Annotated in this window: 10 protein-coding genes; 3 read left to right on the plus strand and 7 right to left on the minus strand. The window is 60.9% G+C overall.

Going from position 1 to position 13,238, the window contains the following annotated elements:
• Positions 1–108 precede the first annotated feature (108 nt).
• Together NCR98_RS23275 and NCR98_RS23280 are read right to left on the minus strand one after the other, a co-directional pair.
• On the minus strand, positions 109–867 hold the full coding sequence (locus NCR98_RS23275) for a flagellar brake protein (protein WP_250527463.1): 759 nt from the start codon (positions 865–867) through the stop codon (positions 109–111).
• A 221-nt stretch (positions 868–1,088) separates the two neighbouring features.
• Complete coding sequence (locus NCR98_RS23280) at positions 1,089–2,798, minus strand: dihydroxyacetone kinase family protein (RefSeq protein WP_250527464.1); 1,710 nt, start codon at positions 2,796–2,798, stop codon at positions 1,089–1,091.
• Positions 2,799–2,948: 150 nt separating this feature from the next.
• Here NCR98_RS23280 and NCR98_RS23285 point away from each other — a divergent pair, with 150 nt between their 5' ends.
• The 3 genes from NCR98_RS23285 to NCR98_RS23295 all read left to right on the plus strand — a co-directional run bounded on the left by NCR98_RS23285 (position 2,949) and on the right by NCR98_RS23295 (position 4,968).
• On the plus strand, positions 2,949–3,458 hold the full coding sequence (locus tag NCR98_RS23285; protein ID WP_250527465.1) for a DUF6622 family protein: 510 nt from the start codon (positions 2,949–2,951) through the stop codon (positions 3,456–3,458).
• 90 nt (positions 3,459–3,548) lie between these two features.
• Complete coding sequence (yghU, locus tag NCR98_RS23290) at positions 3,549–4,421, plus strand: glutathione-dependent disulfide-bond oxidoreductase (RefSeq protein WP_250527466.1); 873 nt, start codon at positions 3,549–3,551, stop codon at positions 4,419–4,421.
• Positions 4,422–4,515: 94 nt separating this feature from the next.
• Entirely contained in the window at positions 4,516–4,968 is a 453-nt protein-coding gene (locus tag NCR98_RS23295; RefSeq protein WP_250527467.1) for a DUF4174 domain-containing protein, read from the plus strand.
• 64 nt (positions 4,969–5,032) lie between these two features.
• Here NCR98_RS23295 and NCR98_RS23300 read toward each other — a convergent pair whose 3' ends face one another.
• The 5 genes from NCR98_RS23300 to NCR98_RS23320 form a co-directional block, all read right to left on the minus strand.
• The gene (locus NCR98_RS23300; RefSeq protein WP_250527468.1) at positions 5,033–8,512 is read right to left on the minus strand and encodes an ImcF-related family protein; all 3,480 of its coding nucleotides are present in this window, start codon (positions 8,510–8,512) and stop codon (positions 5,033–5,035) included.
• Entirely contained in the window at positions 8,509–9,780 is a 1,272-nt protein-coding gene (locus NCR98_RS23305; RefSeq protein ID WP_250527469.1) for a KPHS_23130 family T6SS system protein, read from the minus strand. The genes NCR98_RS23300 and NCR98_RS23305 overlap by 4 nt, the downstream gene beginning before the upstream one ends.
• A gap of 2 nt (positions 9,781–9,782) precedes the next feature.
• Positions 9,783–10,040 carry a PAAR domain-containing protein gene (locus NCR98_RS23310; protein ID WP_284503508.1) on the minus strand — a complete coding sequence of 86 codons (258 nt, stop codon included), beginning with the start codon at positions 10,038–10,040 and terminating at the stop codon, positions 9,783–9,785.
• Between the two features lie 67 nt (positions 10,041–10,107).
• Positions 10,108–12,387 (minus strand): DUF2235 domain-containing protein, encoded by a 2,280-nt coding sequence (locus NCR98_RS23315; protein ID WP_250527470.1) that lies wholly within the window; start codon positions 12,385–12,387, stop codon positions 10,108–10,110.
• A complete protein-coding gene (locus NCR98_RS23320; RefSeq protein WP_250527471.1) occupies positions 12,380–13,201 on the minus strand; it encodes a DUF3304 domain-containing protein in 822 nt (273 codons plus the stop codon). The genes NCR98_RS23315 and NCR98_RS23320 overlap by 8 nt, the downstream gene beginning before the upstream one ends.
• Positions 13,202–13,238 lie beyond the last annotated feature (37 nt).

Here is a 13,238-nt window from a genome sequence, read left to right on the forward strand (position 1 = left end):
ACATGCCCGATTTTGGGGAACGCTTACATGATCGATGAGACAACGAGCACGCTCGCCACTTTGCAAGCGTGCCGTCAGGTGACAGTCGGCTATCGGTGTGTCACGGGTTCAGACGCCGCGCCCGAGATGCTTCAGTTCGAGCTGCGTAATGGTTCGCTGCAAGGCGCGTTCAGCGCAGCCGCTCAGGTCGATGAAGCGGCAACCGAGAATCGCGCGGCGCTCGCCGGTCTGCATGAGTTCGTAACGCGGCGCGGCGATCTCGAGGTCGACGCTCACTTCGCCGAATGCGCCCATCCGCAGGGTGACGCCTCGCCAGACTCCGCCACGTTCGGCGGTTTCGATGCGGTCATCGGAGACACGCAAGGCCACGCCGCCGAGCGAAAGGTTCTTTACGTCGAAGTGGAAGGCATTGCCGGCTTCGTCACGCCCGTGCGCGACGAACGGATTAACGAGCGGCGTCTCGACCCGGTAATACTGCCGCCGCTGCACGTAATACAGCAGCGTGGGCATCGGCGCTTCGAACGCGGGACGGCCATCGAAAAGCACTTTTACGGTCGGCCCGGTCGTGAATTCCGTCTGGATGCCCGATGGCTGGCTGCGCAACGTCAGGGCGTCCGCGCGGGCAAGCGCGGCATTGCTGGAATCCGAGCAGCCGAGATCGAAGACAAAGCGCGCGCTGCGCGAATCGACGTCCAGGACCTGCGTCACGATCTGCCCGCCTTCGAATTCCACGGTGAGAAAGTCGCCGCGCGACAGAAGGCTGCGCAGGCAAAGCGCAATCTGCAACGGATGGCGCTGCGCATAGCATTCGTCGATAAGGGTCGCGGTACGGTCGGCGTCGAGACTCGGGAGGGTGGCGGCAATCATCTTGTTATCCGTGCGTTGTCTGGTTTTTATTAGCGCCAAGCCTCTCAGGTTGCTAGCGCTGCGGTGCACACCAGACAATGCAGAGACCATGCCAATTGCGGCGCACGGGCCGCCGATTGCCTGCAAGCCGCGCCGGGCAAGGCTCGGGCGGCATGAGGAAACCAAAACGATGGGCGCTTGCTACGTTACGCGGACCTCGCGTTACGGCCGCGCGCGGCGGATCACCGCACGCCGATATGCGGCGCGAGCGCGCGGAGCCAGTACGTCACCGCGACCGCGCCGCCATCGGGCGAACCCACGGCGCGCTCGCCCAGATAGCTTGCGCGACCCGCCCGAGGCGTCATGCTCGCCGTGGCCTGCGCGCCCTCTTCAGCGGCCGATAAAGCCGCTTCCCAGGCGTCTCGCGCGGACTTTCCTTCGTTCAATACCGCTTCGAATGTCGCCGATGCGGGGAACAGCGCGTCGAGCATGGTGCGGTCGCCCGCCTTCGCGCCGCCCAGGTCGCTGATGGCCTGCACCGCTTCCCTGAACGCGGCGGCCCAATCGGCCGGCTTCGGTTGCGCGACTCCCGCGAGATGGCGCGACGCGCGCAAGAGCGCCGTCGCGTAGAACGGGCCGGAGCTTCCCGCTATCGCCCGGCGCAAGGACGCCCCGAGTGCGGCAAGCGCGCCGTCCGGCGTGCCGAGCGCCGATCCCGGCACGCCGAGGATCGCGTCCGCCGCGCGTTTCATGCTCGCACCGAGATCGCCGTCGCCGGCGAGGGAATCGAGTTCGGTCAGGCGCGGTTCGTTGTCGATCAGCGCACGCGCCACCGACTGAAGCGCCGGCTCGATGACCCGCGCCCAGCCGCCGTCGCTTTCCCGCGCGATTCCGTGCCCCTCCGCGACGGTATCCGCCGCCATGGCGATACGGATTTCCCGTCCGACCGCGCCGCCGCCCAGCCATGCGCGCGATTCGGTCGCGGCATCGAGCAGACCGAGCGTCGCGTCATCGACACGCAATAGCGAAACGGAGCAGCCCGGCATATTGAGCGCCGACAGCAGCGTGCCCGACCATGCGCGCTCGACGTGCATCTCGCGCCGCGACAGATTGTCGAAGGCGGCGCGCAACACGACATCCAGTTCCATTTGCGGCGTCGCGCCAAGGCCGTTCACGAGCAGTGCGACGCGCTCGCCGCTTTCGAGCGCGAGATCGTCGATGATATTCGTGAGCAGAACGTCGGTCAGTTGGTTGGCGGGCAGCGGCGCGGTGCGCTCCACGCCCTTTTCTCCGTGGATGCCGAGACCGAGTTCGATCTCGTCGTCGGCGAGCGTGAAGCTGGACTTTTCGACACCCGGCAGCGTGCAGCCATCGAGCGCGACGCCCATGGTGCCGAGATTGGCCGCCGCATGGCGCGCGATCGCCGCGACCTCTTCGAGCGACGATCCGCGCGAGGCGGCCGCGCCCGTGACCTTGTGGATGAGCACGGTTCCCGCGATACCGCGCCGCTGATTGCGCGCGGCCTGTTTGCGCAGCGAGACATCGTCGGCCACGATGACCACTTCGACCGGAATGCCTTCCGCGCGCGCCAGTTCCGCCGCGAGACCGAAGTTGAGGCGGTCGCCCGTGTAGTTCTTCACGATCAGCACCGCGCCGCGCGGACCGGCACAAGCGCGGATCGCGGCGAGCACGGCATCCGTGGGCGGCGAGGTGAAGACTTCACCGCATACCGCCGCGCTCAGCATGCCCGCACCGACATAGCCGCCGTGCGCGGGTTCGTGACCGCTGCCGCCGCCCGAGATGACGGCGACCTGCCGGTCCTTCGCCTCGTGCTGCGCGCGCTGCACGATCACGTTTTCATTGCCGAGGATGGCTAAGTGCGGCGACTGCCGCGCGACGCCTTCGAGCATCTCGCGCACGACATCGGCGGGATTGTTGATGAGCTTCTTCATGGCGGTCTCCTTGACGCGTTCGAGCGATGGCGACCATGTTAAACGACCGCGCCGCGAACGCTCGCGCGCTCTCATTCTTCTCTAATTCAGCCGCTTTACGATGCCTTCATCTGCTCGACAACGAATCATCCGACTGAAGGAGAAACGAAAATGACACTGCAAATGATCGTTCATGGCACGCCGGTCTGGGTCTGGCTGCTGCTGGCTTATCTGGTTTCGCGCGGCGTGAAGGCAATGAAAGGCGGTACCACGCCGCTGTCCAAGCTGGCGATCATCCCGCTGATCTTCGCGGGCTTCGGCCTCGTGCATTTGGCTCACAATCCGCACGCGAGCCTCTTTGCGGTGAGCGCATGGATCGTCGGGATTTTTGCGGGCATCGCGGCGGGCGTGTTCAACGCGACGCGCACGCGCTTTTCCGTCGATATGGTGGCGCGCACCGTCACGCTGCCGGGTTCGGTCGTGCCGCTCTTGCTGATCCTCGCCATCTTCGCCGCCAAGTTCTGGCTCGGATTCGAGATGGCAACGGTGACGGATGCGGCGCTCCTCGGAACCTATGCATCCATCGACGCACTCGTGTCCGGCGTCGTCGCCGGGATGTTCGCGGGACGCTTCATCACGTACTGGAAAGCGCTGCAGGCGCACCGCTTCTTGCACGCTTGAACGGCCGAGCCTCCTTCGTGTCGAGCAGGTTTTTACCCGACCTGCTAACCTCGGGCGACATTGAAAACCTGACGCGAAGGAGGCTGCAGCATGAGCGATTCACCCGAATACGTACCGCCCAAGGTCTGGACCTGGGACAAGGAAAGCGGCGGGCAGTTTGCAAGCATCAACCGTCCAATCGCGGGGCCGACGCATGAAAAGGATCTACCGGTCGGCAAGCATCCGCTGCAGCTTTATTCGCTTGCCACGCCCAACGGCGTCAAGGTCACGGCGATGCTGGAGGAACTGCTCGCCGCGGGTCACAGTGGCGCGGAATACGATGCCTGGCTCATCAAGATCGGCGACGGCGACCAGTTCGGCAGCGGCTTCGTCCAAGCCAATCCCAATTCGAAGATACCCGCGCTGATCGACCACAGCGGCCCCAAGCCCGTGCGCGTGTTCGAATCCGGCGCCATCCTCCTGTATCTCGCGGACAAGTTTGGCGCATTCGTGCCGACCAGCGCGGCGGAACGCGCCGAGTGTCTCTCGTGGCTTTTCTGGCAGATGGGCAGCGCGCCGTATCTTGGCGGCGGCTTCGGTCACTTCTATGCTTATGCGCCGAGCAAGATGGAGTATCCGATCAACCGCTTCGCCATGGAAGTGAAGCGTCAGCTCGACGTGCTCGACCGGAGGCTTGCGCAGAGCCGGTACATTGCGGGCGACGAATACACCATCGCCGATATCGCCATCTTTCCGTGGTACGGCGGTCTCGTGAATGGCTGGATTTACAGTGCCGCCGAGTTTCTCGCCGTGCATGAATACGAGCATGTGCGACGTTGGGCCGATGCGATCGGTGCGCGTCCCGCCGTGCAACGCGGCCGCATGGTAAACCGGACCTTCGGCGAGCTTTCGAGCCAGTTGCATGAGCGGCATGATGCTGGCGACTTTGAAACGAAGACGCAGGACAAGCTCGCGGTTAAGTAGATTTCTGGCCAAGTGCTTGCGCACGCTTGAAAGGCTGTAACGTCGTTGGCGCGCTTCCTGCGTGCACAAAAATAAACCGCACAGGAAGCCGCCAATGAACCGCTATCTCATTCCCGCAACCGTAGCTGCAAGCCTGCTCTTGGGCGTGACCAATACCTCGCAAGCAGCCGGAAGCGCTGCAATATCTTCCATCGAACAGTACACATGGCATAAGCGTCTGCTCGTCGTTTTCGCCGATGACGTCAGTTCCGCCGCACTCGCGAAGCAACGCGCATCGGTTCAGGATGCGAGCGATGGCTACACGCAACGCGACCTGCAAGTGATCGAAGTAATCGGCAACGACGTGCAAGGCGCAAGCGATTCCGCCGATGCATTGCGTCGACGATACGGCGTCAAACCCGGCGCGTTTCGCGCGGTGCTCGTTGGCAAGGACGGCGGCGTGAAGCTCGAATCGCGCGAGCCGATTGCATCGCGCGAATTGTTCACGACCATCGACGGCATGCCGATGCGTAAGCAAGAGGCAGCGGGTAACGCGCCGAAGTCGTGATCGCCGTGTGATCCATGCATGCTGAAGTCTTCTTACGCTTCGTGACCTGACCCCAGCGAAGTCGTCATTCTTTGTCCGGCAACGCGACGCCGATCTTCTGCGCGGCGGCAAGCGCGCCGGGCGGCAACGGTGGTGGCGTCCGCCCCGGCGATACAGATGCTTGCTTCGCCGCGCCTGACATGAAGATGCGCTCAGGCAGGGCGAAGTGCCGTAGCACAAGCACATCCAGCGGTCCAGCGCCCGTCTCCGCGCGAAGTTGAACCGACAGCGGCGGCGTAAGACTCTGATCCGGCGTCCACGAGAGCAGATAACGCGCGTTATCTTGTTGCGAGACCTTCGCACGTTCGAGCAGACGAATCAGCGCGAAACGCCCTTGTGCGTACATGGTCGAGCGCAAACCGCCCGCCTCCGTTTGCCATTGAAGTTGTGCGGTGTTGTCCAGGGCTTGCCCCGGCCATTCGAACGGCTCCCATTGCTCCATCTGATTGAAGTAGTGCAACTGTTGACCCGATGTCACCAGCGTCAAATCAGTGATGCCCGGCGTCGGCACGCCGCGTAGTTCATACCGCGCCCGCGCATCGCCAGAGGGAAACACGACCCTTGCTACGCGCGAGAGCTTGTTGAGCGCGACGAGAAACGCCGGATCAAGCATGAGCGTGCCTTGATTCACGCCTTGCGTGGCGACCCAGTGGTCGCCCTGACGTTCGATCACGCCCGCAAGCTGCGTCGTGACGAACTGCGCTATCACGCCGTTGTCCATGCGCATGAAGTGCGCCATATCGGGCAGCGATGCATCGTTGTCGGAGTCCGCAAACGGATAGCGGCCGCCGAAGCTGTGATTCCAGTCAGCAAGGATGGATGTGCGCCAGACTTCGTTCAGACTGGACGATGCCGGTTGCACGACCACTTGCCACGTCTGGTCAAGCGGGGCTTCGAAAAGCCGGCCGAAACCCGACCATTGTTCGCCCAAGCTCGCAGAGAGACGGCTCGCATAATCGCGACTATCGGCGATATCGGACGTTCTACCCTGTAGCACGGCTTGAGCGGCGACGCGCGACATGCCGTCGGGGTCGGGACTGGCCATCATTTGTTGCGTCTTCAGACGCACTGCGGTGACACGCTCAAGATAGCGAGCCAAGCTCAGATCGCTCACGAGTTGCAGCGTGGTTCTGGTGTTGGCGGGTGCGTTGCTTGCGAGCTCGCTGCCAGTCAGACGCAGAATAGGACCGAACGCGCTTGCCAGCGGCAAAATTGATGGCTGCATCTGCTTGGACGGGTCCTTTTCGTCCTTGCCTACAAGATGTTGCGCCTTCGAAATCAGAGCGTCCGATATTGATTGCGTCGATGCGTCCGCACTTGCCTGAAAAACGAGAGCGTTCATCAGTGCGACCAGCGGCGAGCGTTGCGGGTCGCCGAGCAGCGTCAATTGATCGACCGTGCCAGATAACGACGAAGCGTTTTGCCAGCGAATGCTGTTCAAAAACTGCTGCCACGCGCGCGCGTAGTCATCGAAGTAACGTTGACGGAGTTCGGTTTTGAGCGTTGACGGCGCGGTGTTATCAAGTTTCGCGTCAGACAGCACCCAGTCGCCCGTCACCGCGCGCTGTTCGCTCGCCTCATCGATCGCCTTTGGGATGCGTTCGTCCCACGCGGCACGCGTAAAAACGCCCGGAACAGTCGCGCTCGTGTTGAACAAGCCTCGGCTTGGGTGATCGCCGAGCAAGGTTGCCAACGTCATCGGCGGATATTTCGGTTTCGTCTCGTCGATGATCTGCTGATAGATCGCGTCTGTCGAATTCTGGATGCCGCGCACGCCGATGATCGTCTGCCGCGTCGCCGCGACAAGCGTGATGTCAGGCGCGATGGCTGACGCCGATCCGCGCTTAAGGTGCCTCGCGTAAAACCAGACGGCCTGTTGGCGCAAGTCTTCCCAAGTGCCCGCCGTCACTGACGCAGTCTGCGGACGCGCTGGCGCATTCGTCGTCAGCAACTGTGTGGCGATAAACGACGCGTCGGCATGCTCGGGATGGGCGAGCATTAAATACGCCTTGAGCGTGTCGTACGCGGCCTGGACCTGTGTGTTGCCACCGCTGGCGATTTCGGCATCGGACAGGGAAGCGAGTTGCTGAAGGCGAGATTCGAGTCTTGCCTTGATCGGATCGATCAGTACGCGCGAGGCGACGCTTTGATAAACCGGGGAAAGCGCTTCATAAAGAGCGGCGTCACGGTTCAGACCGAAACGAGCGAGCCACGGAGCGCCCAGCTGGCGGTGTATTTCAAGCGTGTCGAGTTGCTTGTCAAGAGCATCCAGGGCGAGCAAGGCCTGCGTCTGGTCGTGCGGCGAAGAAACCTTGCTCAACGTCGATGCAACGTCCCGCATGGTTGCGCGGTTCGACATGCCGGAAATAATCGAGCCGATAAACCATAGTACGGCGACAGCGCTTATGAGATATGCGGCCACACTCGACGACGAGAGGCCCACGCGCCTGCCGTAAGCTTTGCGACTGTGGTTCGCGATGGTTTGCCATAGCGTTCGATTCGACGCTTCGGGCACACCGGCGTGGTGGCGCGCGGCCTCGCGCGGATACTCTGTCGGTCCCGCGGGTATGTCCAGCGGTGTGAAGAAAAGCCCGCGAATAGCATCGTGCGACCGTGAAGCGCCTGTCACGAGATGCTTCAGCGATTCCCGTGCTGTGCTTATGTGCTGCGACAATTCCGCCAGATATCGATCTGCAGGGTTCTTCGACAGACGCATCACCCCGGCGTTTGCCAATTCGCCGGTGAGGTCATGTAGTGCCGAGCCGACGAAATCGGAAACCATACGCGAGTGCGACCAGGTAAGCCCGACCGGCGGCTCATCTGTATGAGACGGACTCGCCTGCAATGGCTCCGCATTCAGCAAATACACCGGAGCAGACCAGCGAAGCACGCGCGCGACACGTGCCAGCGCTTGCGAGACGCTTTGAACATCGAACATATCGTGGCCCGTCGCACGGGCGACGGTCAGTGCAACGACCGCGTCCACTGGACGGCGGCGGCGCAATCGGCGCAACGCGGCGAGATGCTGCACATCTGGGGCACTGTCTGTCTGCTTTGCGTAAAGAAGAACCGCGCCTCCCGCGCTGGCATACCCGAACTTGAAGAGCGTAGGCGCCACGCGCCGAACTACTTCGCTGTCGCCGACAACCAGGATCCAACGCTCGCGCCAACGCCAGCGCCAGCCGTGCTGCTCGACTAGCCATTGCCTGAGATCGCTGAAATCACCAACGTCTGGCTTCGTGGCCCCCTGCGCGACGTCATCGGACGCACCGCCGTGTTTGAGCATCCAGTCTTTCACCGCGCGATAAGCCACGGCCGCACGCGACGCTTCGCTATAACTGAGCACGAGCCATAGCACGATGAAAATAGCGCACAGTGCTGCTATGACAGCTCCACGACTGTCAGCTGAGATCCCGACCCACTGAGGCCGTACCCAGACCAGCATGCCGGGCAAGATCACGAGGGATAGCGTGGCTAAAAAGTCTAGCTTGAATTTACGAGTCATTCGTCTTTCTGCTTATTACGGCTGTTTTGCACCACAGCCATGTGAAAGTGTTCGCCGGCGCTACGGGCGACGAGTTGCGGCGCGCTCAACCGGTCCGCTCTGTTCGCCCCGCACGCTACGGCGAGCCAGTCGGCCGATCTCCCCGCTCGTCCCACCGTGCCGTCGAGATTGAATTCCGTCAGCGGATCTTCGCCTGCCTCACGCACGCCAACGTGGCTCAGGGATGAGTGCAAAGGCCCGACCGATTCGCCGTCGAATCCGGTCATCCAGACCGACTCCAACGACGGCGCGTCGGCTTTTGCCCATTGCAGCGCATGTGTGAGCGCGCTGTCGAGATGGGTCCGCGCCGAATTCAACGGGCGATGCATGTGCGCGACGGGCATGAGTCGATGCTCGGCCGCTAATCCATGCGAGGCCACGAGAAGCGCGACGCCCGCCTCGGCCTCGCCTGCGTTGGGCGCTCCATCCAACATGCTCTGAAGCGATACCGAAATCAGCAGGACCGCGTAGAGATGCAAGGCGCCACTCGTATCGTCGAGCCATTGATCGACCGTCATCAGATCAACGGGCACTAGCGTGTACGTCGTTTCCGCCTGACGCAACTCATGACGCGCCCATATGCCTTCCCAGGTCGTTTTTGCGTCTGCCTCCCCGATATAGCCCCCGATATCGAGAAGGACGCGCAGCGGAAAATCATCCGGAAGCGACCCGAGGCGGTCCGCAAGTTCGCCGATAAGTTGGTCGAAGAGCCAGGACAACAGCAGGCCGTGGCGCTCCTTATCGTCGACGGCAAAGAGCGCGTCGTCTGGTTGGAGCCACCGCGCCGTTACCGATGCGTCCTCCATGAGCTCCGATGCCTGAGCCTCGAGTGTCAACGCGTTTTCTTCTATTTTTGTCACGAGTTTCGCTGTCTCGTCATCCGTTACGCGGATGGCCGTGGCGAGCACGGCCATCGGAATGCTTTCGCGTGCGAACAACTTCTCGTTGTACCGCTTTCGTGCCTCATTCCAGTCCCGCGCATCGAGACACTGCCTCTCGTGAATGCTGAACCGACGTGAAACGACAAACGCGGCGAGGCCCGTTGGATACAGCACAAGGCAAGTCCAGAACAAGGGCGTCTGCATTGGTTCTGCGCGCGGCCACAACGCCATCACGCCAAAGATTCCGGCGATAGCCAGGACGAAGAAGACCACCGTCCAGACTAACCTCGATGGCGGCTCGTCAGGTTCGGCGCGTTCCGGTGGAAGGTTATCCAGGTCCAGCGCCATGCTTAGCTTTTGCCGCTATTTGGAAGTGACGAGATCAGACGACAACCGCATTCGCAGCGGTCGTTGTGTTGCGCGATCTCCAAACCGTTATCGAAAGCCCCTGAGGTTGCCGAAGCAATACGGTTGTCACCGTGGCGGGGACACGTGACACGATCGTGCAGGCGCGCAACCGCGCGTCCCATGAAAACGCAGGTTGCTGAACCTTGCGTGACGGCGCCGTCGCCGGTATGGCGGTCGCCTATGCGAATAATTCCTGGCATGTCTGGTCCGAGGAGGAAATAATCAAGCGGTCATGGCTTACGCAACACATGGCCATGACCGCCACGTTCAAATACGGGCGGGAGGTCGCGGCGCGGGGTTCATGCCACGGTTGATCTGCGACGCGCGGCTCGCGTTCTCTTCCGTACGCTTGCGCGCTTTCTCCTCGGCCTCGTAGTCGGTCGAGCCGAACGCATCGACTCCGCGCAACCGGAAATAAAGCGAGGAAGACAGCACATGGTCCTGCCAGCTCGTGAGCATGGTGTCGTGCACGAGAAGATCGAACAGCACCATGACCTTGGGCGGAAGCGGGTTCTTGCCCGACAGCCCCATCTTCCACGCCTGAACCAGGCTTTGCTGCTCGGCGCTGATCATCGCGTCCATGTGTTCCTCGATGATCGATGCGCCAAACTCCGGGTCCGCGTCATAAGGCTGTTCGCCGATCTGTACACCGGTGCGCGCTTGATTCACCGCGCGGCGCATGCCGGCCAAAGCGGTGTCGCGTTGGATCATGTCCGTCGACTCCGCCTGGATACGCTCCCACACACCGACCGACGGTCTCGCTTTCTCGGCGCTGGCGTCGCGCAACGCCTCCATTTCAGCGCTCCTTGCCGCCTCCATGCGGTTCTGCGCCTTGCCTAAGGTGATCGAATCCGGCACCGGAAATTGCTTGCGCAAGGCGAGATAGGCAGCAGTCGCGTCGTTGCGTTCTTTCAGAATGGCTTCATGCTTTGCAGCCAGCGCGTCGAACTGGTTGGTGACGGTGGCACGAAATTCGGACGACGTATAGCGAACCGCCATCCAGCGTAAAAAGACCTGCATGTGATCGACAAAATTCAGACGCGCGACGTAGGGCACCATCTCACGGTAGGCCTTCATCAGTTCCCAGATCTTGTACGTGTTCTGGCCATCAGTGATGGGGTTTGCCAAGGTGAATTTTTGGAATGTCTTCCCCTTGAAGTGCTGGAGATTTTCCATCGTGTCCATCGCTGCGCCATTTATAAGCGCTTCGTTCAGCATGTCGCGCAGGACGACTCGCTGAAGCTCCGCGCGCGCGCCGAGCGATCCCGGCGGTGCGCCGCCAGTAATGTCTTCGCTCGTGCCGGGATAAAGATATTGCAGGCCGCGCGTATTTTCCAGGCTGTCGAGCCGTTGATAGAAGCGTAGTTCGTGCGCGGCGGCAAAGTGAACGCAGCGCTGAACTGCCTGCGGCACGCCAAGCATTTGGTCGCCGTAATTCTGTTTGATTGCCCCGATCAAGGGCACCATGCTGATCAGCGCATTCTCCTGGACCAACGACGACACCGCGTCGAGCAAACCGACGAACACGATCTCGATAGGAATGGTGGCGCCGTTCGGGTCCTTTGGAACCTTGTATTCCAGTATGGCTTCGCTCGGATGTTTGTATGTCGCGCTCAGGTCATTCAGCAAGGCCCTCGCAAGAACGCAACCGCGATCCGCGCCGAACACAGACACCTTGACGTGCTGGACTTTGGGCATCCTTGCCCTCGCGTCCTCAATCGCTTTCTCAAACTGGGTCTTGGCCGCCTGAAGGCGTGGCTCGACCCCGGTGCCCAAAAGCCGCGCGACCACTGAGTTGTCCCTGAGAATAGGAACCACGTCGAACGAACATTTGAACAGCTCGCCCGCCACTGCCCAGCCAACCTTCAACGGATTCTTCCTGAGATCGAAAAGGATCTGACGGCCGCTTTTCATCGCGTCCTTGGCGAGGATGCGCCCGGCCGCGCGGCCACGGTCGAGCACGGCGCCGGTCCTGAAGAAGCGCAAGACGCGTCCGGCATTGGTACGCAACGCCTTCGCCTCTTTGACGAGTCCATCGTATGCATCCACGACAGGGCGATAGGAATGCTCCTCCAAACCCTTTTTGAATCCGTCGGTAATGGCGCTCTTCGGATCGAGCTGGAGACGGTCGATACCGGTGATTTTCTCGCCAATCTTCTTTGCGTTCGAAACCTGACCTTGAGCCGCACTCAAGACCTTGCTCGTCAGCGCGGATACGATTTCGCCATTTCTGGCCTCTTTGTTGAGGTCCGTGCCCAGGCCGGAGTAGTAGAGCGGATACCAGAACTGATTCGGCAGGTCTTTTTTGCGTTCATCTTTGTTATCGCGGTACGCCTCCCAAAGTCGGCAGATATTGGAATATCGGGACGTCGATGGGTCATCATGGTCACGGTGTCGACCAAATCCATCAAAAAAGAAGCCGATATGAATTACCGCACCGCATGGGATGCAGTCATCGGAAGGATAAGCCTTCGTGTTGGCGCCAATCGCGTCCAGCACTTCAAGAGGCGTGCGATCTGCGGGATCGGTTTTGTTCGTATTAGCCATTCTTACTTCCACCTGCGGCATGGATAAACTTGTTGCTCTTAATCTCGCGCACAACATCTACAGGCAGCTTCTGCATTGCAAGACCAAACGCTCCGGGCTTGCCCTTCGACTCCATGACGATGCGCTGCACCGCCGGGTGTTCGTCAAACTTCGGATTGACAAGCAACGTGTAGTACACGTACTGCTCAAGATCGACCGAGTCGGTGAAGCGGTATTTCAGCCAGCCTTGAACAGCCACACGCGTGGTTCGACGGTAGGCGGCAGCCCAGTCAAGATCGTCTGGGTTTGCAGCCTTGCCGTACTTCGTTTTAAACCAATGATGTACTTCAGCATAGTCAAATCTAGAGCCGCTAAAGTCATTGCGAAACTCGAATTCGACATGGTCGTCTGGATAGAAGTGCACAGCCAAGACGTCGTTGCCGGCTCGGTCAGACCTCTTCACAGGATCAAGATGAACCGTTGTTACTTTTTTGATCTCTTTTATCGGTGCGTACAGGTCCTTTACGGCCTCGTCCGCGTCATAGACTTGCCACTCGACCGTGAACTCCGTTCCCTTTAGCTTGTAGCAGCAGCTTATTCTTCCTTCGCCTGACCCTGGCGGCAGATCCCCGCCTCCACTGGCTCGATTCCCGTATTTGTCACGGACCACAAACTCCGTCAGGTTGTACGGCGTGTAATTCATACCCTCCGCGCTCAACCCGCCATACACTGGCTCAGAAGAAAAAAAGTCGCAGCCCGCAAGAAAGACGGTTGCCAGGGCCGAAAAAAGGAAATGCCAGAACAACCTTGATAGGTTCATTCGTTTGTAGCCCATTGGCTTATCTCATCAATTCAGTGTGCGTCGCGATGGC

The sequence above is a fragment of the Caballeronia sp. GAWG2-1 genome (assembly GCF_023631405.1).
In the GTDB taxonomy this organism is placed as follows: Bacteria; Pseudomonadota; Gammaproteobacteria; order Burkholderiales; family Burkholderiaceae; genus Caballeronia.